Origin of the sequence: Nonomuraea sp. 3N208 (genome assembly GCF_052245935.1) — a bacterium.
Taxonomy (GTDB): Bacteria; Actinomycetota; Actinomycetes; order Streptosporangiales; family Streptosporangiaceae; genus Nonomuraea.
Window position 1 is genome coordinate 23485 of the sequence record NZ_JBQQBR010000070.1, and the last position, 18334, is coordinate 41818.

Consider the following 18334-nt stretch of genomic DNA (forward strand, 5'->3'; position numbering starts at 1 on the left):
GGCCAGGATCGAGGCATGACGACGACGTACAGCAGTGCTGCCCCCACCATGCTCGCCCTGCACCAGACGGCCCTCGGCGGCCCGGAGGTGCTGCGGCTGACCGAGGTTCCGCGGCCCGTGCCCGGTGTCGGGGAGATCCTCGTGGCCGTGCACGCGGCGGGGCTCAACCCCACGGATTTCAAGCACCGCGCCCTGAGTATTTTCCTGCCGCCCCCGCCGCTGACCCTCGGCTGGGACGTCTCCGGCACCGTGGTGGAGACCGGCCCGGGTGTCACGCTCTTCCAGCCCGGCGACGAGGTGTTCGGCATGTTGCCCTACCCGCACGGGGCGGGCTCCCACGCCGAGTACGTGGCCGGCCCCGCCCGCGCCTTCGCCGCCAAGCCCGCGGAGATCGACCACGTCCAGGCGGCCGCCCTGCCGCTCGCCGCGCTCACCGCCTGGCAGGCCCTCGTCGAGACGGCGGGCCTGCGGGCCGGGCAGCGGGTGCTGATCCACGCGGCGGCCGGCGGCGTCGGTCATCTCGCCGTGCAGATCGCCAAGGAGCGCGGCGCGCACGTCACCGGTACGGCCAGCGCCCCCAAGCACGACTTCCTGCGCGAGCTCGGCGCGGACGCCTGCGTCGACTACCGCGTCGAGGACTTCGCCGGCACCGAGGAGCGCTACGACGTCGTCCTCGACGCGCTCGGCGGGGAGACCACCACCCGTTCCGTGGACGTGCTCCGCCCCGGCGGCGTCCTCGTCTCCCTGCTGCGGGGCGCCGAGGACACCCGCGCCGCGGCCGAGAAAGCGGGGGTGCGCGCGGTCACCCTGATCGTCGAGCACGACCAGGCGGGGATGCGCGCCATCGCCGACCTCGCCGCCTGGGGCAGGCTCCGCGCGCACGTCTCCGGCACCTTCCCCCTCGCCGAGGGCGCCCGGGCCCACGCTCAGGGGGAGACGGGCCGCACGACGGGCAAGCTGGTCATCACCGTACGCTGAGGCGCAGACGTCGCGGGCCGTTCCTGAAGATCTCGAACGTCACGCCGGCGGCCGGTCGAGCTTGGCGGCCACGGCGTCGAGCACCCAGTCGAGGCCGGTCGCGAAGGACGTCTCGGCGTCCACGTCCGTGCCGTCGTGCACGAACGTGGCCACGGCCGGGAAGCGGCCCGTGGCCGGCATCTTCGTCACGTGCGGGCCGCGGGCGTGCTGCCAGTCGCGCACGGGTTGACTCCTGGCGGCTGCCGGGATCGGAGACGAAGCGCGATGAGCTTGCGCGCGCCTACGGCGCCGATGGCTATGCGCTGGTGGAAGCGGTGTATGCGCCGTTCTCCCCGGCCTGGTTACGGAATCTGCCCGCGGTGCAGGCGCTGCAGGTCATGTTGATCCAAAACTATGTGCGCGTCACCGACCACAAGGGGCGGGAGGTGGTTCAGCGGCGGCGGCCCCTCGAAGACGGCGGAGAGGGACTGCCGCCGGTCAGAGTGCGGCTGACCTCCCCCTACGACACTGATGCCCGGTGGGCGGCCAAGGGCGACGACATGTTCTGGAACGGTTACAAGCTGCACGTCAGCGAGACGTGCCACACCCCCGCCGGCACGAACGGCAAGACGATCGTGCCGCCCAACCTGATCACGAACGTCGCCACCACGGACGCGACCGTGCCCAACAGCCAGATGACCGAGAAGATCCATCAGATGCTCGCGGCACGCAGGCTGCTGCCCGGCGAGCACTACCTCGATTCCGGCTACCCGTCTGCGGAACTCCTCGTCGATGCCCGCCAGAGGTTCGGGATCGCGCTCATCACCCCGGTTCTGCTGGATCACTCATCGCAAGCCCGCGCCGCCGCCGGCTACAACCGTGCGGCGTTCACCATCGGCTGGGACGCCGAACAGGTCACCTGCCCGCAAGGACGGGCGAGTTCCTCGTGGAGCCCGTGCGCCCAGCGCGACACCGAGGCGATCGTGGTCAAATTCAGCGGCGAGATCTGCCGGCCGTGCCCGGTTCGCTCCTTGTGCACCTCGGCCAAGAAGGGCGGACGCCAGCTCACCATCCGCGCCCGCCCCCTTCAACAAGCCCTTGACCAGGCACGTGCTGATCAGACCACCAAGGGCTGGCAGGACAAATACAAGCTCCGCGCCGGAGTCGAAGGCACCATACGCCAGGCCGTCGCGGTCACCGGAGTCCGCCGAGCCCGCTACCGAGGACTGGCGAAGGTTCACCTCGAACACGTCTTCTCCGCCGTGGCGCTCAACCTCATCCGCCTGGACGCCTGGTGGAACGGGAACCCGCTCGACCGGACCCGCACCAGCCACCTTGCCCGCCTCGAACTGGCAGAACTCGCTCTCGCAGCCTGAGGCGAGTTAACCAGCAGGGTCCGCGATCTCGGCGCCCCCGCCCGAAGTCCGCGGGGTCAGCTACTTCTCCGACGCTTCCCTCCAGCAGCCCGCGGCCGGCGTTCCCACTCTCCTGTGCGGCCCGGCGACCCGAACCTCACGCACCAGACCGACGAGCGGGTCGACGTCCGGGCGCTGGAACACGCCGCCGAAATCCTCACGATGCTTCCTTTGGTTCTGGAGGCACCGGAAGCCGCGTGACAGTCGGTGGGCCGGCGCCCGGCCACCTCCCGTCAGCTCAGCAGGGGGGAGCCGTTTGTCAACTCGGTGACTTGGTTGCGGGGGCCCGCGAAGATCACGCCGACGATGTCGGAGTCGGACTCGGCCGGGGTGGCGAGCTCGGCCAGGTACGCCTCGTAAGTGCGGGCCCGGAGGCCAGTTGCTCCCGCTCGCCGGCGAAGCGGTAGAGGCGGGTCGGCTCGGCCGGGTCCGCGGTCAGGATGGGCACCGGCGCCGGTGCCGAGGACGGTCGCCGCGTTGACCGTCTGGTTGGTGGGTAGCGCGGCTCGGGCGACGAGCTTCCGGGACGTGGGGCCCTACCGCTGAGATGCGTGCCAGAACCCAGGTCACAGGTTGTCGACGAGCCCCTCGAGATCCCGCTCGCCGTCACGGGTCTGCACGCCCGCGGCCAGCTGCTTCCGGGCGATCTCGACCATGTCCTCGGTGAACAGTGAGTACAGGAAGGCGTTTTCGACGACGTAGGCCGTGTTGGGGGCGGGCGGGGTCGCGGCCCTGACGGTGGCCTTGATCGCGGCAACGACCTCGGGGCGTACTCCCGCGATCCGGCGGGCCAGGGTGTCGACGAAGGAGTCGATCTCGTCGGCGGGCAGAGCCCGGTTCACCAGGCCGTAGCGCTCGGCCACTTCGGCGCCGACGAGCTGGCCACCGATGAGCAGTTCCAGGGCCCGGGCCGGGCCGAGCAGGCGGGTCATGTTCACCGTGCCACCGCCCCCGGGAAGGATCGCCAGGGTGGACTCGGGCTGGGCCTGACCCGATTTGCCGATCGCGGCGAACCGCATGTCGAGGGACATCAGGAACTCGTTGCCGGCGCCCCGGGCGAAACCGGCCACCTTGCCGATGGTGACCTGCGGGAGGTCGCGGACCTCGGCTCCCATGGCTTGGAGGATGTTCAGGCCGTCGGGGATCACGGCGCCCGGCGCGGCGTCGATCGCGGCCTGGGTGGCGGCGGGCAGGGCCTCCGGGTCGGTGAGGTAGGCCATGTCGCCGTGAGCGCTGAAGAACTCCGGATCGGCGCTCTGGAACACGATCACCCGCACGGCCGCATCGGTGCGCACCTGATGTGCGAACCCACGCAGTGACGGCAGCAGCACGCCGTCCATCAGATTGAGAGGCGGATGGTCGAGCGACACGGTGGCCACACCGTCCGCGACGGTGATCTCGAGGCCTGCCCAGCTGTGGTAGTCCATGGTGACTCCTTCTCGATGATGCCGGATGTGAGTCCCGGCTCCCAAGACCATATGTGGCAACCACTGAGGCGAACCATGCCCGCACAGCTCAGATGATTGATTATCTGCCTCATCTGCGTCTGATCAAGGTGCTAACGTCGACGTTATGGATCCACTGACCGACGCCCTGGCGATCTCGGGCGTCAAGGGGGCACTGAGCACCCGTGTCGAAGCAGGCGGCCGATGGGCGATCACCCTGGACGACTATCCCGGGGCGGCACTGCATGCCGTGACCGCAGGCAGTACCTGGCTCACGGTCGCCGGACACGAACCGGTGGAACTAGCGGCCGGCGACGTGGTCCTGCTGCCCGCCGACACCCCGCACGGCCTCACCGACGACCCCACGGACACGGGCAGCGCCGGACGCGGTCGATGCGAGCATGTGGCCGCTCGCGGGCGCGGCACCGGTGAGGTGATCAGCCTCGGGTCGCAGCCCGCGACCACGCGGATCGTCACCATTCACTACGACTGTGACCCGGCCGCGCTCACCCAGATCCTGACCCTGTTACCAGGTCCCGTGCACGTGCGGGCCGAGGCGGGGACGCCCGGGCTGACCGACACGGTGCGCATGCTCGCCCGGGAACTCGCCCAACCGCAGCTCGCCACGCCTGCCGTACTGAAAAGCCTCATCGACATCATGCTCGTGCAGATGCTGCGCGCCTGGCTCGCGGTGAATCCTCCTGAGTGCTTCGGCACCTGGCTGGGTGCCCTCTACGACCCCGTCATCGGCAAAGCGCTACGGCACCTGCACGCGAATCCGGCCATCCCCTGGACGACCTCGACGCTCGCAAAAGCCATCTCGGTCTCCCGTGCGACCCTCGCCCGCCGCTTCCCGGCCGCCACGGGATACACCCCCGCGGCGTACCTGGCGAACTGGCGCATGGATCTGGCCGCCGTGCAGCTACGCGACAGTCATGGCTCCCTCGAGACCATCGCCGAGGCGGTCGGTTACAGATCGGTACCGGCATTCACCCGCGCTTTCACCCGAGCCCACGGACGCACGCCCGGGCGCTACCGCAGCGAGACACGCAGCCACAACGGTACGGCCTTCCAGTTGGAGACGCCCGCCCCGTCGAGCCTGACGATCAGTCATGACCTCATGAAAACGCCGACCGGAGAGCCGCCCCCTTGATCATCTTCGGGCATTCGACTGCGCCCGACCCGATGGGGATCCTTCAGCCAACCAGGGCTTCCGGGCCGTCGGCCTGCAAACCGAGTTCGCCGCTGCCCTCGCGACCCGTCGAGGACGGGATCCGGCGCGGGCGCGAAGACCGCGTCAGCACGACGGTGCTCGACCTGACCGGCCGGCCGCCCCGCACCTTCGCGCGATTCGTCTCGGAGCACGCGAACGAGTGGCGCGCGAAATGACCAACGGGCTGGGTGCCCGTTGCCTCAGGCCGGCAAGGGAAGCCGCTTGGTCGGCTTGGTGACCTGGTTGCGCGGGCCCGCGACGATCGTGACAGTCCGAGCATCCCCAGCATCATCGGCAGGGCCGAACGCGGGACGAGCAGGGGCGCGAGCCCGGCGATGCCCGTGGCGCCCCAGGCCTGGCGTCACGCCTCGTCATGGCGGATCCCTTTCCTTCTTGACACGGACATCGTTCTCACCGCGACGTGCCGGACAGCGCCGGGGCGTGCGGACCGCCCGCCTCCGTCGCCGGCCGGCGGCCGCGGATCCAGCGGACCAGGCCGAGGAGGACCGACCGCAGCGCCTCGGCCCGACGGCTGGACGGGACGAACATCTGCTGCTTGAGCCGCGCGGTGCGCTGGTGCTTGGTGATGAACGGCCGCAGCCCGGCCTCCCAAGCGTCCAGAGCGGCGGCGAGGTCGTCGGGGTGCTCCCGCAGGGCCACGCCCAGCGCGGCGCCGCCGCGCAGCGAGAACGTGGCACCCATGCCCGAGTAGAGGTTCATGCACCACGCCGCGTCCCCCACCAGCACGACCCGCCCCTTGCTCCACCGCGGCATCCGTACCTGGTGCACCGAGTCGAACAGGTGGTCCGGGGCCTGCTCCAGGGAGTCCAGGACGTGCCGCACCACGGGATCGTCCATGCCCGAGAAGACCGAGCGCAGCCGATCGACCCGCGACCCGCTGAACTGGTCCTGGATGTCCGTCGTCCGGTAGGTCAGCAGCGCGGTGGGCGCGTGGTCAGCGAGCCCGAACACCCACACCGCCCGCTTCGCACGCGCGATGATGATGCTGTCACTCGCCTCGTAGGAGGGCGCCTGCTCCTTCAGTTGGAAGGCGCAGATCATCGCGTTCCAGGTGGTCAGGTAGTCCTCGTTCGGACCGAACACGATCCGGCGCACGCTCGAGCGCATCCCGTCCGCGCCGACGACCAGGTCGAAGCTCTCGTGGGACTGCGCACCGGTGCCGGCGTTCTTGAGCAGGACCTGGACTTCGGCAGGCCCCTCGGTGATCGCGACCGGAGTGGTCCCGAACCGCACGTCGACGCCGGTGATGCTCTGCCACAGCGCGGCCTCGATGTCCCCGCGCAGCACCGCTGCGGGCTCGCCGGGCTGGTCCAGGAATCCCAGAGCCGGCCTGCGTCCACCCCGACGACCCACCGACCACGAATTCGCGCCGGCCGCCCGTTCCGGGTTGCGGGTGTGCAGGTGGTCGGCGATGCCCAGGTCGACAGCGGCCCGCCGACCTTCCGGGAACAGCCCGACGAAGTAGCCTCCGGTACGCCGCTCAGGCGCCCGTTCGACGATCACCGGCGTCCAACCGGCCCGGCGCAGCCCGATCGCCGCGGACATCCCCGCGATCCCGAGCCCGACCACTAACGCCCTCTTCCGCATGGCGGTCACCGCGCCGTGCCGGACAGGGCAGCGGCCGCCGCTGCGGTGTACTCCGCTGCCATTCGGCGGTGGACGACCCTGCGGATCAGATCGAGAACGACCGAACCCAGCGCCTCGACCAGGCGGCTGGACGGGACGAACCTCTGTTGCTTGATCCGCGCGGAGCGCTGCTGCCTGGTGATGTAGGGCCGCAGGCCGGCCTCCCAGGCGTCCAGAGCGGCGGCGAGGTCGTCGGGGTGCTCCCGCAGGGCCACGCCCAGCGCGGCGCCGCCGCGCAGTGAGGACGAGGAGCCCATGGCCGAGTAGGTGTTCATGCACCAGGCCGCGTCCCCCACCAGCACGACCCGCCCCTTGCTCCACCGGGGCATCCGCACCTGGTGTATCGAGTCGAACACGTGGTCACGGGCCTGCTCCAGGGAGCCCAGGACGTGGCGCACCACGGGGTCGTCGTCCATCCCGGAGAAGACCGCGCGCACCTGCTCGATCGACGACCCGGCGAACCGGTCCGGGATGTCCTCTGTGCGGTAGGTCAGCCACGCGCAGGGCGCGTGGTCGGCGAGTCCGAACACCCACATCGCACGCTTGGGGCGCGAGACGATGATGCTGTCGCTCGCCTCGTAGGAGGGCACTTGCTCCTTCATCTGGAACGCGCAGATCATCGCTTTCCAGTTCGCCATGTAGTCCTCGTCCGGACCGAACACCATCCGGCGCACGCTCGATCGCATCCCGTCCGCGCCGACCACGAGATCGAAGTCCTCGCGGTACTGCTTCCCGGTGCCTGCGTTCTTGAGCAGGACCTGCACCCCGCCTGCGCCCTTGGTGATCTCGACCGGAGCGGTCGCGAACCGCACCTCGACCGCGTCCTCGGTCCCGTCGCCGGTGATGCTCTGCCACAGCGCGGCCTCGATGTCGCCGCGCAGCGTCGCCGCCAGCCCGCTGGGCGTGTCCAGCAATCCAAGAGCCGGCTTCCGCCTGCCCCGACGATCCACCGACCACGAGTTCCCGCCCGGTCGCCATTCCGGGTTGCGGGTGTGCAGGTGGTCGGCGATCCCCAGGTCGGCCGCGGCCTGCACACCCTCCGGGAACATGAAGATGAAGTAGCCCCCCGTCCGACGCTCGGCTGCTCGTTCGACGATCACCGGCGTCCAACCCGCCCGGCGCAGCCCGATCGCCGCGGACATCCCCGCGATCCCGAGCCCCACCACCAGTGCCCTCTTCTGCATGGCTTTCCTCTCTCCGATCACGTTCTGTGGGATGGCTCAGTCCGGCACGACGACGGCGCGGCTGCGGCCGGTGTGTGCCCACGCCTCACCGACCCGGCTCAGCGGGAACGCGGTGTAGGGCAGTTGCAGGGACCCGTCGGCGAAGCGGGCCATGACCTCGGGCGCCTCGGCGAGCATCTCCTCGGCGGACCGCGATCCGACGCCGCTCCCGGTGATGCGGATCCGTCTGCTGCGCAGCAGGTCCGCGGGCAGCGACGCCTCCAGGCCCGCGAGCGAGCCGATCTGCACGTAGGCCGTGTTTGCCTCGGTGTCCTCGCCGCTGCGACCCAGCACGGCGAAGGTGGCCTCAGCGACGGGTCCCCACAGGTAGTCCAGTACGAGACCGGGCGACGTCTCGGACACCGCATCAGCCAGCGCCTTCTCCAGGCCGTCGGGTCCGTCCTGGAGAAGCGACACAGTCGTCGCTCCCGCGCCGCGCAGCCGCTCCAGCGCCGCGGGATCGCGCCCGGCGGCGACGACCCGCTCCGCCCCGAGTACCAACGCCCCCTGCACCGCAAGGCTGCCCGACATCCCCGTGGCGCCCAGCACCAGCACGGTGCCCAACGTCCCCACTTCCTTGCGTCGCGCGGTGAGGACCATCCAGCCCGACAGGGCGGGGTTCATGCCCGCGGCGATCGCGAGCGGATCCGCCCCCGCCGGAACCTCCGCCTGGAAGGGAGCGACCAGCCGCTCGGCCATCGTCCCGAAGGGCGGACGCGCGTATCCGGTGTAGACCAGGCGACCGTCACCGGTGCGGGCGACCGCGTCGATCCCGGGCACCAGCGGATACACCCTCCGGCCGTGGTGGTAGTGCCGCCCGGAGGCCAGCCCGCGCACGACGTTGTGCAGGCCCGCGCCGACGAGGTGCAGCGGTTCGTGACCGTGCGGGACCACCGGCTCGGGGAAGTCACCACAGACGGGTGAGACATCGGGGGCAGTGACGATCGCAGCACGCATTTCCTGTCTCCTTAACTAAGTTAGACGCTGTGGCCAGCATGATTGAACAACGTTAAGGTGTCAAGTATGACCAAGGGCATCACTCGGGAGCGGATCATTGCGGCGGCGCTCGACCTCCTCGACGACAAGGGCATGGACGCTCTCACCGTCCGCGCGCTCGCCGCCCGGCTCGGCGTCCGCGCACCCGCCCTGTACTGGCACGTGCGCAACAAGCAGGAGCTGCTCGACGAGATGGCCACCGAGGTCATGCGTCGCGTGAGCAGCGCCTTCGCCGCGGTCCCGCCCGCCGACGGCTGGCGCGACGACCTCACCGCCTACGCCCGCGTCCTACGCTCGGAGTACCTGCTCCACCGCGACGGGGCCCGCATCTTCAGCGGCACCCGGATCACCGACCCGGACGTGGTCCGCATGAAGGAGCCGTTGTTCGAACGCTGGACCGCAGCCGGCTGGAAGCCCGTCGACGCGGACGACGCCCTCGACGTGGTCACCGCGTTCGTCGTCGGCTTCGTCATCGAGGAGCAGGAGCGGCGCCAGTCCACCACGACCGATCCGACGCGCTACTCGACCACCGAGCGCGACGCCTGGCTCGGCGAAGGCGCGTCACTGGTGAAGGAGGCCGGGCACCTCCACGACGACGGCGACCAGCGCTTCGAACGGCATCTCGGCATCGTCCTCGACGGGCTCGCCGCCCGACCGGACGCGTGAGTCATCCGCGCCTGCGAGCCGGCACGAGTCGCCGCCGGGCCTGACGCGAAGATTCCGGGGATCCGTTGGAGAAGTAGCTGACTCCACTGACTTCGGTCAGCTGTCTTCATGGACGTGTTTCTTCCCGTCCGGGCCCACCGACCCGGCTGAGTCGAGCCCGGTGCGGGGAGAGGCGCGAGGATGGGGTTCTGGACGCGTTCGTAGATCACCGAGCTGCGGAAGCTGATCACCTCGCGTCGTTTGCTGAGGCGGTCGACGAGGAACACGTGCAGTTGACGTCGGGCCGTCAACGAATCTCGGACGCGACGCCAACCTGCTCAACGACATGGCACCGGTGTTGGCCCTGGTCGCGACAATCTATCGGGGCGCTGATTGTCAGCGCTCTGCTCGGTTGGTGTCGGTGTGCGGCTACCAGTGCCGAGTCATGTACAAGCAAACGGGCTCTGTCGCTGATCTTGGGACGTGGAACGATCCGGTAGTTGATCGTATGCGGAGTGCGTTCCGGGATGCGTTGAGGAGTTACTCCCGCATCGCCAGGTGCGCGGCGGCGACGTTCGCCGAGCAGGTGGAAGGGCTGACCAGCCCGCACGCCCACTTCACCCCGCTGCTCAGGCAGCTGCTGACGTCAGTGGCGGTGAGCATGGCCGCCCGCGCGGGCGCCCGGCTGGCGGCTCGGCTCGAGATGCCGGTCGCCAAGGACACCCTGCTGCGGCTGGTCCGATCGCATCCCGAGCCGCCCGTCGGGAGGGTGCGGGCCGTTGCGGTGGACGATGTCGCCCTGCGCAAGGGCGATATCTACGCCACGATCGTGGTCGATTTTGGAGGCCCGGCGTCCGGTGGAGGTGCTGCAGGGCCGGGAGGCGGGCCCGGTGGCCACATGGCTGGCCGCTCACCCGGAGGTGGAGATCGTCACCCGGGATCGTGCCCGCGCTTACGCCGAGGCCGCCCGCACGGGAACGCCTCAAGCCCTGCAAGTTGTTGATCGCTGGCACGTGTGGAACAACCTGACCGAAGCCGTGGAGAAGACGGTCGGTGCGCACCACGGCTGCGTCAAGCAGGCGTATGCCGAGCTGCCCGGCAACGGCGGCGAGCGCGCGGTCCCGCCCGAGCCGCCGGACGGCTATCTGGACGTTCACGGCCGCGAGCGAGCCCTGGTGGCTCGGACGACCAGGCGATATGCCGAGGTTCAGGAGCTGGTGGCTCAGGGCCGTTCGCTCAGGGGCATCAGCCGGGATCTGAATCTCGACTACTACGCCGTGCGCCGCTACGCCCGCGCGGCCGGCCTGGAGGAGCTGCTGGTCGCCGCTACGCACCGGACCACGCTGCTGGATGCCTACAAGCCGTATTTGGATGAGCGGTTCAGCCAGGGGTGTCACAACGCGAGCCTGCTGTTTCGTGAGATCCGGGCACAGGGATACCAGGGCAGTGCGAGCCCGGTCGACCGCTACATCCGGCTGCTGCGCAAGGGCAGTATCGCGCCGCCGCCACCCAGGCCCACGCCCAAACCCCGCAAGATTACAGCCTGGATCGTGACTCATCCCGACAATCTTCGTCCCGACGACGCGCCCGACCTTCAGCAGGTCCGCGAGGCCTGCCCCGAACTGGATGCCACTTTTCGCCATGTCCGCAGCTTCGCCACCATGATGCGCGACCTTCGCGGTGACCGTCTGCCCGCCTGGATCGACGCAGTTCCTGAAGAGGATCTGCCCCACCTGCACCGTTTCGCCCACGGCCTGCGCTACGACCTGGACGCCATCATCGCCGGCCTGCCGGTTCCGTGGAACTCCGGACAGGCCGAGGGCAGAACACGCGAGTGAAGCTGGTCAAGCGGCAGGGCTACGGGAGAGCCAACTTCGATCTCCTGCGGAAGCGGATCCTGATCCGAACATGATCCCCAACCCGTCCCAAGATCAGCGACAGAGCCGCTCATCATGGGCAAGACCCGGCACAAGAACCCCCGCACCGCCATGCGCTACGTCCAACCCGGCGCCGAAGCCATCGCCAGGGTCACCGAGGTCCTGGCACCCCGCCGCCGTACTCACTGATCAGCGATCTCTCAGGTAGGGCAGGAACACTGCCCCTTTCTCTCGTACTTGGTACTGGCCCTCGTCCAGACGAGCCGCGACCGCCTGGCCGAGGCGGTGCGGGAGCGGTGCCGGAGCAGGGGCCGGCGGTGGAGCCCGGGCCCGCGGGGGGGTATGGACGGAGCCCCGCCTCTTGACCTTCAGCGCCTTGCCGGTGGTCAGACCTGGCCGATCCCGCCGTCGACGGGCAGGTCGATGCCGGTGACGAAGCTCGAGTCCGCGGAGGCCAGGAAGAGCGCCGCGGTGGCGATCTCGTGCTCGTCACCGAGGCGGCCGACGGGCACCCGCGAGGCAATCTGCTCCTTGAACCCCGGCGGGAGGTCCGCGAACGCGGCGGTGTCGATCGCGGCGGGGCTGAGGACGTTGACCCGGATTCCGCGCTGCTTCAAATCGGTGGTCCAGGTCCGGGCGAACGACCGCAGCGCCGCCTTGCTCGCGGCGTAGACGGTCGTTCCCGGATCGCCCTTGTCCGCGGCGCCCGACCCGATGAGCACGATCGAGGCGCCGTCGGACAGCAATGGCAGCAGTTTCTGCACGGTGAAGAACGTCCCCCGCACGTTCACCCCGAACACGGCGTCGAACGACTGCTCGGTCACGTCGCCGATGTGCTCGTTCCACGTCCAGACGCCGGCGCTGGCGATGAGCACGTCCACCCGGCCCGCTTCGACCGCCACGACCTCGGCCAGGCGGGCCGCGTCGGAGATCTGGCCGACGTCGCCGAGCACGCCGGTCACGCCGTGGCCGATGGCGGCCACCGCCGCGTCCAGCCGGTCCTGGCGGCGGCCGGTGATGACCACGTGCGCACCCTCCTGGACGAACAGCTTCGCCGTCGCCAGTGCCAGCCCAGAGGTTGCGCCGGTGATCACCGCGACCTTCCCGCCGAGCTTCGCCATGTCGCTCTCCTTGTCTCGAAAAATGAGCATGCTCTCACCTTTGGGTGCTGCTCACTGTAGCGAATATGAGAGCACCCTCAAAGTTGATACGTATCGCACTTTGCTACGGTGACCTCATGCCTGCCACGGGGAACCCGCTGCCCGCTCGCCGGGATGCCCGCCGCAACCGCGAGCGGCTGCTCGAGTGCGCCCGGCGCGCGTTCGCCGGGCAGGGCGCGCAGGCCGCCCTCGACGGCATCGCGCGCGAGGCGGGCCTGGTGGTCGGCACCCTCTATCGGCACTTCCCGACGCGCCTGGACCTGCTGTGCGCGGTGCTCGAGCCGAAGCTGTGCCACGTGATCGAGGAGGTGGAGGCCGCGCTCGGCCTGGAGGATCCGTGGCAGGCCTTCCGCGGCCTGCTCGAAGTCCTGTGTACGGCCCAGGCCGGGGACCGGGCGTTCGCCGACTTCCTGGCGCGGCGCTTCCCCGGCGACGACCGCACCGAGACCGCGCACAGCGAGATCTGCACGCTCGCGCAACGGGTGCTGGGGCGGGCGCAGGCGGCCGGCGTCGTCCGCCCGGACGTCACCGGCGCCGACCTCTTCCTGCTGTTGTGGGCGAGCAGCACGGTAGCCGAGGCCACCCGGCACGCCGCCCCGTCCCTGTGGCGGCGCCACGTTCACCTGGCGCTGGACGGGTTCCGGGCGCCGGACCGGCTCGACCTGGGAGAACCCGCGTGGGACGCGGACCGGCTCTGCCGCGCCATCGCCACCGGGCCATCATGGCAGCCATGACGAAGCTTGTGATCGCGGTTCCGCTGGTCTTCCTTCTGGTCGTGCTCGGGTGGAGCGCGCGAACGCCTGCGTGAGCAGGTGGCCAAGCTCAAGGAACTCCGCAAGGAAGACCAGGACGAGCTGTCCCGGCTACGCGCCGACATCAACGCCCTCGTCCGCGTCGTCAACCAGTCGACTCTGGAGAACCGGCAACTATACGGTGGCGACTCAAACTGATCACGGTTGACCGCCGAAATGGGTGCCAAGATCGGGCCGTATCTCGGCTGGATACCCGATGTGGAACGAAATCCGGCGTCAACGGGGTTCCCACTGGTCAGTGAGTCTTTGTTGGCTCCCGCTTACGGAGGAGGCTTGCGCCGGATTCCGATCGATCTCACAGCGTGACTTCGATCTACGTGTCGCGTGCGGCGAGCCGGGCGAGCGCGGCGGCGCTGGGGCTGCCCGGTCGCGCGGTGTAGATCACCATCCGCAGATCGGTGCCGGGCAGCAGCAGAGTCTGGCAGTCCAGCTCCAGGGCGCCCAGCTCGGGGTGGTGCAGGTGCTTGCGCAGCGTCGGTATGGGGCGTACCTCGTGGTTGCGCCAGCTGGCGGCGAAGTCGGGGCTGTGCGCGGCGAACTCGTTGACCAGCTCGCCAAGTACGCGTTCGGCCGGGTACCGGGCGCTGGCCGCGCGCAACTGGGCGGCGGTCTGCCGGGCGTATTCGCCCTGCGAGCCGTCGGCGGCCGAGCAGAGGGTGCCGTTCAGCCGGATGGACAGCCGCACGGCGTTGCGTTCCCCAGCGGGTAGCGACCCGAAGTCGATGATCAGGTCGGCTGCCGCGTTGTTCCAGGCCACAATGTCCTGGCGTTCGTCGGTGAGGTAGGCGGGCACCGGCCCGAGCCGGTCCAGCAGCTCGCGGGCGAAGGCGGGCACCGGCGCCCGGCCGGTCTCCGGGGCGGGCGGGGCCTGCCCGGCCAGCCGCGCCAGGTGCTCGCGCTCGGCGTCGGTGAGCCGCAGTGCCGTGCCCAGCGCGGCTATGACCTGCGGGGACGGATGCGGAGCGCGGGCCTGCTCAAGTCGTTCGTAGTAGCTGGTGGATACCCCGGCCAGCGTGGCCACCTCTTCGCGGCGCAGGCCGGGAGTACGGCGGGCGCGGCGGCCTGGCGGGTGGACAGCCGTGGCCGGCAGCTGGTCCGGGCGCAGCGCCTCCCGCCGGCGACGGAGAAAGTCGGCCAGTTCAGCTCTGCTCACCCGTCCAGGCTGCCACAGTGGCGGCCGCCTTAGCCACGGACCAGGGGTCCGGGGCTTACCCGTCCGTTCCGCGGCGCCCGGATCCGCGGCCAGGCTGGCATGACCACATTTCACGGGACACCGGAGGACGAACATGCCACGCACTCCTGAGGAGACGATCCGCCGACTGCTGGATCTGCTGCTGGCCAAGGACATGGATGCCATCGCCGATCTGTGGGCGGAGCAGGGCACCGGCGAGTTCCCGTTCGCTGCGGGGGACGCGCCGCGGCGGCTGGCGGGGCGGGATGCCGTCCGTGACTATCTGGCCGGATATCCGGAACGGATGGACGTACGGGAGATACCTGTAGTGACCGTGCATCACACGCAACGGCCGGACACCATCGTGGTGGAGTTCACCGCGCACGGGTACACGGTGCGCACCGGCGAGCCCTACCGCATGGACTACATCTCCGTGATCACGGTCCATGATGGCCTGATCACGCACTACAGGGACTACTGGAGCCCGCTGGCCGCCGCCTCGGCGACCGGGACGCTGCCCGAGTTGCTCGGCTCGCTGCGCTCGGGGGCCGCCCGATGAGCGGCGTGCTGGTCACCGGCGGCACCGGGAAGACCGGCAGCGTGCTGGCGGAGCTGCTGCGGGGCAACGGCGTACCGGTCCGGGTGGCCGCTCGCAACCCATCTGCCGGGGATCCTGACGCGGTCCGGTTCGACTGGAACGACCCGGGCACGCATCGGGCCGCGCTGCACGCGATGGACCGCGTCTATCTGGTGCCTCCGGTGAACGCCGTGAATCCGATGCCGCTGGTCGAGCCGTTCCTGGACGAGGCGGAGCGGCTCGGCGTGCGCCGCGTGGTGCTCCTCGGCTCCGCCATCGTGCTGCCGAACGCCCCCGGCGCGCTTGAGCTGGCCGCACGGGTACGGACCCGGCCCGGGTGGGTCGTGCTGCGCGCGTCCGGGTTCATGCAGAACTTCCTGCGCCCGCATCCGCTGGGCGAGCGGCTCCGGCGGCACGGCGAGATCCACACCGCCGCCGGTGGCGGCCGGCTGGGCTGGATCGACGCGCGCGACATCGCGGCCGCCGCCTCCGCCCTGCTGACCAACCCCGATGACGGGTCCAGCGAGAGGCCCAGTGAAGGGCAGGGTGAGTGGCCCAGTGAGAGGCGGGGTGAGTGGCTCAGTGATGGGCCGGGCGACCGGCGCGACTACCTGCTCACCGGGCCGAAAGCGTTGAGCTACCGGGACGCGGCGGCGATCATCACCGCCCGCACCGGCAGGCCGATTCAGGTGCTGCCCGTCGAAACCGACGAGCTGGCGGCCGGCTACCGGGCCGCCGGCATGCCGGCCGAATTCGCCGCCGCCCTTGCCGCCGTGGACGCCGGCCTCAGCGCCGGCCGGGACGACCTGGTCAGCACCGCGGTGCTGGACCTGACCGGCCGCCCGCCCCGCTCCTTCGACGAGTTCGTCCAGGACCACGCGTCCGAGTGGGCGAACGGCGTTTCGCCCTAGCCCGCTTCTTCGCAGGTAGGTGAATGCTGTCGCTGGCTGGTCGTCTGGATCACGGATTACAACATCAGCCAGCGTGGCCGGGTGGGATCGACGTTCAGCAACTCCAGCAGCCGGTGTTGCAGAAGGTCAGGGATCAGGACCTGGGATGGGCTGGTGGCGGTGGCGGAGATGAGCCGGATGCGTTCCAGGGCGGTGAAGATCAGTCGTCCGGTGGGCCGGCCGGGGCTCTGCTCGGCTTTCTGGTGTGGCGCGATACCAAGGCCGCCCTGCTGATGTTCATTCGGACCAAGGACGTGACGGCGACCGTCCAGTCCGCCACGGCCGCCATCGAAGCCCACCCCAACTACAAACGGCGCGGTGCCCACGACAACGACGGCCGCATCGACGTCGTGATGCATGCCAACGGCGACCCCGACCGCGAGATCAAGCTCGCGTTCCTGCCGTTCTCCCCGCCACGAGACGCCACCAGCCGCTTCGCCAAAGCCAAGCGCTGACCGGCCCGCGGAACGACCCGTCCCACGGCGGTGATCGATCAATCACGCGGGATGGTCAGAAGCCGACTGTGCAATATCCCTTGAGTTCGTCTGAGCCTCTTGGGTCTCTCTAGCCGCAGGACCTGGGCTTATCTGCTGGTGCTCCGGCTTCTTCGGGTGTTGATGAGATTTCAGGGTTTCTGAAGGTCTATCGTCCAGGTCGTTCGTCTTGCTGTGATGGTGAAGGCGAGGTGGCCGGAGTTGGCGCTGGCAGTAGTTAAGGATCTTCGGGTGGCCCGTGCCCCGGCCACTGCCGAGGACCTGGAGGCACTGGAGACCGATGTGCTGGCCGGGTTCGTACTGGCCCGAGCGGCGGCAGGGTTGTCGGACGGCACGATCGCCTCGGACGTGATGCACCTGGAGCAGGTGCGCGCATGGTTCGGGCGGTCGCTGTGGGAGATGGAGCCCACCGACGCCGACGTGTACTTCGGCAAGGTGCTGCGCGGTGCCGCCAGGGGCACCCGCCTGTCGCAAGCGCAGGCCATCAAGACCTACTTCTTGTTCCTTGATCTGCGGCACAAGATCGAGATTCACCAGATGACCGGCCGTGTCGTCGAATGCCCGATCGATGAGATGAACCGGCCCCGCGGCCGTCAGGAGGCTCGGCTGCGCATCCCGCCCACCGCCTACCAGGTGGGCCAGCTGTTCGCCGGGTGGCGCGAAGAGCTGACCAGCTGCCGCAAGTTCGCGCCGGCCGCCCGCAACTACACCGCCGCCAAGCTGATGAGCGAGGTCGGGCTGCGAGTCAACGAGGCCTGCAAGCTCGGCCTATCCGACATCAAGTGGAACCTGGGCCACTTCGGCAAGCTGCACGTCCGTCACGGCAGGGGAGCCCGTGGCTCCGGTCCGCGCGAGCGGATGGTCCCGCTGATCAACAACGCCGCAGCCACCCTGCGGTGGTTCATCGAGGACGTGTGAGGGCAGTTCGGCGACGACCACGCCCGGCCCGGGGTCCCGCTGCTGCCCTCGGAACGCAAGAACACCGACGGCAGCGCCGCCCGGGTCGGCGATGAGACGCTCCGGGCGGCGCTCGCAGTCACCACCGAACGCTACCTGCCGGACTGGCCCGACCCCGTCACGCCGCATGTCCTGCGGCATTTCTGCGCCTCGCAGCTCTACCTGGGCGGGATGGACCTGCTGGCCATCCAGGCCGTCCTCGGACACGCCTGGCTGGCCACGACCATGAAGTACGTTCACGTCCCCGGCACTCACATCGAGGACGCGTGGATCGCAGGTCAGCAGCGTGCCGCCGCCCGCCTGAAGGGATTGACGCGATGACCGCACCCCCCGCCGGCGAGGCCGGCGGCCTCGGCGGGCGGGCCGCCGGTGACACCCAAACGCCGAAACGGACGCTCACTGCCGCCGGTGTGAGATGTCCCCACGCAAACCCCTCAACCGCGTCCGCAGCTGCGTGGACTGCCTGGCCTGGGGCGACCTGCCGTTGACGCAGAACGACATCCAGAACGTCCGCGCCAAGCTGAAACGCCTGGCCAGCCGCGGCATTCTCGTGGAGACCGAGCCGGGATTGTTCACGCAGCCGCGCCGATGGCCCGACCGGCGAGCTTCCGACCAGTCGACCTAACCCAACCGCAACGACGAAAGGGGCATCAGCTCGCGGAACGCACTCTGAGAGGGCGGTCCGCGGGTCTATGCCCCTGATGTCGTAGTGTGATCGAGTGAATCTGTAGCGTTATGCCTAGCTGGTGGGCGTGGGTGTGCTGAGATGGCCGGGTGAGTGAGCGCAAGCCGTAC

The 18334-nt window shown here is 69.7% G+C and carries 23 protein-coding genes and 1 pseudogene; 15 read left to right on the top strand and 9 right to left on the bottom strand.

Annotated features, from left to right (window positions below):
• The first annotated feature begins 15 nt into the window (after positions 1–15).
• On the top strand, positions 16–978 hold the full coding sequence (locus ACTWPT_RS55760; protein WP_443185684.1) for an NADP-dependent oxidoreductase: 963 nt from the start codon (positions 16–18) through the stop codon (positions 976–978).
• A gap of 39 nt (positions 979–1017) precedes the next feature.
• Here ACTWPT_RS55760 and ACTWPT_RS55765 read toward each other — a convergent pair whose 3' ends face one another.
• On the bottom strand, positions 1018–1200 hold the full coding sequence (locus ACTWPT_RS55765; protein ID WP_443185685.1) for a hypothetical protein: 183 nt from the start codon (positions 1198–1200) through the stop codon (positions 1018–1020).
• A gap of 83 nt (positions 1201–1283) precedes the next feature.
• On the opposite strand from ACTWPT_RS55765, the gene ACTWPT_RS55770 reads away from it, so the two are divergent.
• Entirely contained in the window at positions 1284–2333 is a 1050-nt protein-coding gene (locus ACTWPT_RS55770) for a transposase (RefSeq protein ID WP_443185686.1), read from the top strand.
• 114 nt (positions 2334–2447) lie between these two features.
• A complete protein-coding gene (locus tag ACTWPT_RS55775; protein ID WP_349451412.1) occupies positions 2448–2573 on the top strand; it encodes a hypothetical protein in 126 nt (41 codons plus the stop codon).
• A 32-nt stretch (positions 2574–2605) separates the two neighbouring features.
• Here the strand turns inward: ACTWPT_RS55775 and ACTWPT_RS55780 are convergent.
• A pseudogene (locus tag ACTWPT_RS55780) lies at positions 2606–2734 on the bottom strand (DUF2000 family protein); the annotation flags it as partial.
• Positions 2735–2938: 204 nt separating this feature from the next.
• On the bottom strand, positions 2939–3799 hold the full coding sequence (locus tag ACTWPT_RS55785; protein ID WP_443185687.1) for an enoyl-CoA hydratase/isomerase family protein: 861 nt from the start codon (positions 3797–3799) through the stop codon (positions 2939–2941).
• Between the two features lie 145 nt (positions 3800–3944).
• On the opposite strand from ACTWPT_RS55785, the gene ACTWPT_RS55790 reads away from it, so the two are divergent.
• On the top strand, positions 3945–4970 hold the full coding sequence (locus ACTWPT_RS55790; protein WP_443185688.1) for an AraC family transcriptional regulator: 1026 nt from the start codon (positions 3945–3947) through the stop codon (positions 4968–4970).
• Positions 4967–5206, top strand: a complete 240-nt coding sequence (locus tag ACTWPT_RS55795; protein ID WP_443185689.1) for a hypothetical protein — start codon at positions 4967–4969, stop codon at positions 5204–5206. Before ACTWPT_RS55790 ends, ACTWPT_RS55795 begins: the two co-directional genes overlap by 4 nt.
• A 235-nt stretch (positions 5207–5441) precedes the next feature.
• Here ACTWPT_RS55795 and ACTWPT_RS55800 read toward each other — a convergent pair whose 3' ends face one another.
• Genes ACTWPT_RS55800 through ACTWPT_RS55810 form a run of 3 tightly spaced genes read right to left on the bottom strand, consistent with a single transcriptional unit; the run spans position 5442 to position 8857 of the window.
• Positions 5442–6638, bottom strand: coding sequence for an FAD-dependent monooxygenase (locus ACTWPT_RS55800; protein WP_443185690.1), 1197 nt, complete (start codon positions 6636–6638; stop codon positions 5442–5444).
• A gap of 5 nt (positions 6639–6643) precedes the next feature.
• Complete coding sequence (locus ACTWPT_RS55805; protein WP_443185691.1) at positions 6644–7861, bottom strand: FAD-dependent monooxygenase; 1218 nt, start codon at positions 7859–7861, stop codon at positions 6644–6646.
• A 36-nt stretch (positions 7862–7897) separates the two neighbouring features.
• On the bottom strand, positions 7898–8857 hold the full coding sequence (locus ACTWPT_RS55810) for a hypothetical protein (RefSeq protein ID WP_443185692.1): 960 nt from the start codon (positions 8855–8857) through the stop codon (positions 7898–7900).
• 66 nt (positions 8858–8923) lie between these two features.
• Here ACTWPT_RS55810 and ACTWPT_RS55815 point away from each other — a divergent pair, with 66 nt between their 5' ends.
• On the top strand, positions 8924–9562 hold the full coding sequence (locus tag ACTWPT_RS55815; protein WP_443185693.1) for a TetR/AcrR family transcriptional regulator C-terminal domain-containing protein: 639 nt from the start codon (positions 8924–8926) through the stop codon (positions 9560–9562).
• 519 nt (positions 9563–10081) lie between these two features.
• On the opposite strand, the gene ACTWPT_RS55820 is transcribed toward ACTWPT_RS55815, so the two are convergent.
• Positions 10082–10258: a hypothetical protein gene (locus ACTWPT_RS55820; protein WP_443185694.1), complete on the bottom strand. Its 177-nt coding sequence runs from the start codon at positions 10256–10258 to the stop codon at positions 10082–10084.
• A 74-nt stretch (positions 10259–10332) separates the two neighbouring features.
• Between ACTWPT_RS55820 and ACTWPT_RS55825 the strand changes: the two genes are divergently transcribed.
• Positions 10333–11379, top strand: a complete 1047-nt coding sequence (locus ACTWPT_RS55825) for a transposase (RefSeq protein ID WP_443185704.1) — start codon at positions 10333–10335, stop codon at positions 11377–11379.
• Positions 11380–11804: 425 nt separating this feature from the next.
• Here ACTWPT_RS55825 and ACTWPT_RS55830 read toward each other — a convergent pair whose 3' ends face one another.
• The gene (locus ACTWPT_RS55830; protein ID WP_443185695.1) at positions 11805–12569 is read right to left on the bottom strand and encodes an SDR family oxidoreductase; all 765 of its coding nucleotides are present in this window, start codon (positions 12567–12569) and stop codon (positions 11805–11807) included.
• Between the two features lie 86 nt (positions 12570–12655).
• On the opposite strand from ACTWPT_RS55830, the gene ACTWPT_RS55835 reads away from it, so the two are divergent.
• Entirely contained in the window at positions 12656–13312 is a 657-nt protein-coding gene (locus ACTWPT_RS55835; protein ID WP_443185696.1) for a TetR/AcrR family transcriptional regulator, read from the top strand.
• Between the two features lie 78 nt (positions 13313–13390).
• Positions 13391–13528 carry a hypothetical protein gene (locus ACTWPT_RS55840; RefSeq protein WP_443185697.1) on the top strand — a complete coding sequence of 46 codons (138 nt, stop codon included), beginning with the start codon at positions 13391–13393 and terminating at the stop codon, positions 13526–13528.
• Between the two features lie 175 nt (positions 13529–13703).
• Here ACTWPT_RS55840 and ACTWPT_RS55845 read toward each other — a convergent pair whose 3' ends face one another.
• Positions 13704–14543 (bottom strand): helix-turn-helix transcriptional regulator, encoded by an 840-nt coding sequence (locus ACTWPT_RS55845; RefSeq protein WP_443185698.1) that lies wholly within the window; start codon positions 14541–14543, stop codon positions 13704–13706.
• A gap of 133 nt (positions 14544–14676) precedes the next feature.
• Here ACTWPT_RS55845 and ACTWPT_RS55850 point away from each other — a divergent pair, with 133 nt between their 5' ends.
• The 6 genes from ACTWPT_RS55850 to ACTWPT_RS55875 all read left to right on the top strand — a co-directional run bounded on the left by ACTWPT_RS55850 (position 14677) and on the right by ACTWPT_RS55875 (position 18164).
• Positions 14677–15120 carry a nuclear transport factor 2 family protein gene (locus tag ACTWPT_RS55850; protein ID WP_349451400.1) on the top strand — a complete coding sequence of 148 codons (444 nt, stop codon included), beginning with the start codon at positions 14677–14679 and terminating at the stop codon, positions 15118–15120.
• On the top strand, positions 15117–16049 hold the full coding sequence (locus ACTWPT_RS55855; RefSeq protein ID WP_443185699.1) for an NAD(P)H-binding protein: 933 nt from the start codon (positions 15117–15119) through the stop codon (positions 16047–16049). The genes ACTWPT_RS55850 and ACTWPT_RS55855 overlap by 4 nt, the downstream gene beginning before the upstream one ends.
• A gap of 23 nt (positions 16050–16072) precedes the next feature.
• Entirely contained in the window at positions 16073–16543 is a 471-nt protein-coding gene (locus ACTWPT_RS55860; protein ID WP_443185700.1) for a hypothetical protein, read from the top strand.
• A 270-nt stretch (positions 16544–16813) separates the two neighbouring features.
• A complete protein-coding gene (locus ACTWPT_RS55865) occupies positions 16814–17500 on the top strand; it encodes a hypothetical protein (protein ID WP_443185701.1) in 687 nt (228 codons plus the stop codon).
• A 135-nt stretch (positions 17501–17635) separates the two neighbouring features.
• Positions 17636–17860 (top strand): tyrosine-type recombinase/integrase, encoded by a 225-nt coding sequence (locus ACTWPT_RS55870; RefSeq protein WP_443185705.1) that lies wholly within the window; start codon positions 17636–17638, stop codon positions 17858–17860.
• A gap of 94 nt (positions 17861–17954) precedes the next feature.
• Complete coding sequence (locus ACTWPT_RS55875; RefSeq protein ID WP_443185702.1) at positions 17955–18164, top strand: hypothetical protein; 210 nt, start codon at positions 17955–17957, stop codon at positions 18162–18164.
• The last annotated feature ends 170 nt before the right edge of the window (positions 18165–18334 follow it).

Bases quoted from the DNA above. Each gene is read 5' to 3' on its own strand.
- ACTWPT_RS55760 (WP_443185684.1), top strand. From the start codon at position 16: ATGACGACGACGTACAGCAGTGCTGCCCCCACCATGCTCGCCCTGCAC.
- ACTWPT_RS55815 (WP_443185693.1), top strand. From the start codon at position 8,924: ATGACCAAGGGCATCACTCGGGAGCGGATCATTGCGGCGGCGCTCGAC.
- ACTWPT_RS55835 (WP_443185696.1), top strand. From the start codon at position 12,656: ATGCCTGCCACGGGGAACCCGCTGCCCGCTCGCCGGGATGCCCGCCGC.
- ACTWPT_RS55810 (WP_443185692.1), bottom strand. From the start codon at position 8,857: ATGCGTGCTGCGATCGTCACTGCCCCCGATGTCTCACCCGTCTGTGGT.
- ACTWPT_RS55830 (WP_443185695.1), bottom strand. From the start codon at position 12,569: ATGCTCATTTTTCGAGACAAGGAGAGCGACATGGCGAAGCTCGGCGGG.
- ACTWPT_RS55825 (WP_443185704.1), top strand. From the start codon at position 10,333: ATGTCGCCCTGCGCAAGGGCGATATCTACGCCACGATCGTGGTCGATT.
- ACTWPT_RS55855 (WP_443185699.1), top strand. From the start codon at position 15,117: ATGAGCGGCGTGCTGGTCACCGGCGGCACCGGGAAGACCGGCAGCGTG.
- ACTWPT_RS55800 (WP_443185690.1), bottom strand. From the start codon at position 6,638: ATGCGGAAGAGGGCGTTAGTGGTCGGGCTCGGGATCGCGGGGATGTCC.
- ACTWPT_RS55785 (WP_443185687.1), bottom strand. From the start codon at position 3,799: ATGGACTACCACAGCTGGGCAGGCCTCGAGATCACCGTCGCGGACGGT.
- ACTWPT_RS55790 (WP_443185688.1), top strand. From the start codon at position 3,945: ATGGATCCACTGACCGACGCCCTGGCGATCTCGGGCGTCAAGGGGGCA.
- ACTWPT_RS55850 (WP_349451400.1), top strand. From the start codon at position 14,677: ATGCCACGCACTCCTGAGGAGACGATCCGCCGACTGCTGGATCTGCTG.
- ACTWPT_RS55805 (WP_443185691.1), bottom strand. From the start codon at position 7,861: ATGCAGAAGAGGGCACTGGTGGTGGGGCTCGGGATCGCGGGGATGTCC.
- ACTWPT_RS55860 (WP_443185700.1), top strand. From the start codon at position 16,073: ATGCTGTCGCTGGCTGGTCGTCTGGATCACGGATTACAACATCAGCCA.
- ACTWPT_RS55875 (WP_443185702.1), top strand. From the start codon at position 17,955: ATGTCCCCACGCAAACCCCTCAACCGCGTCCGCAGCTGCGTGGACTGC.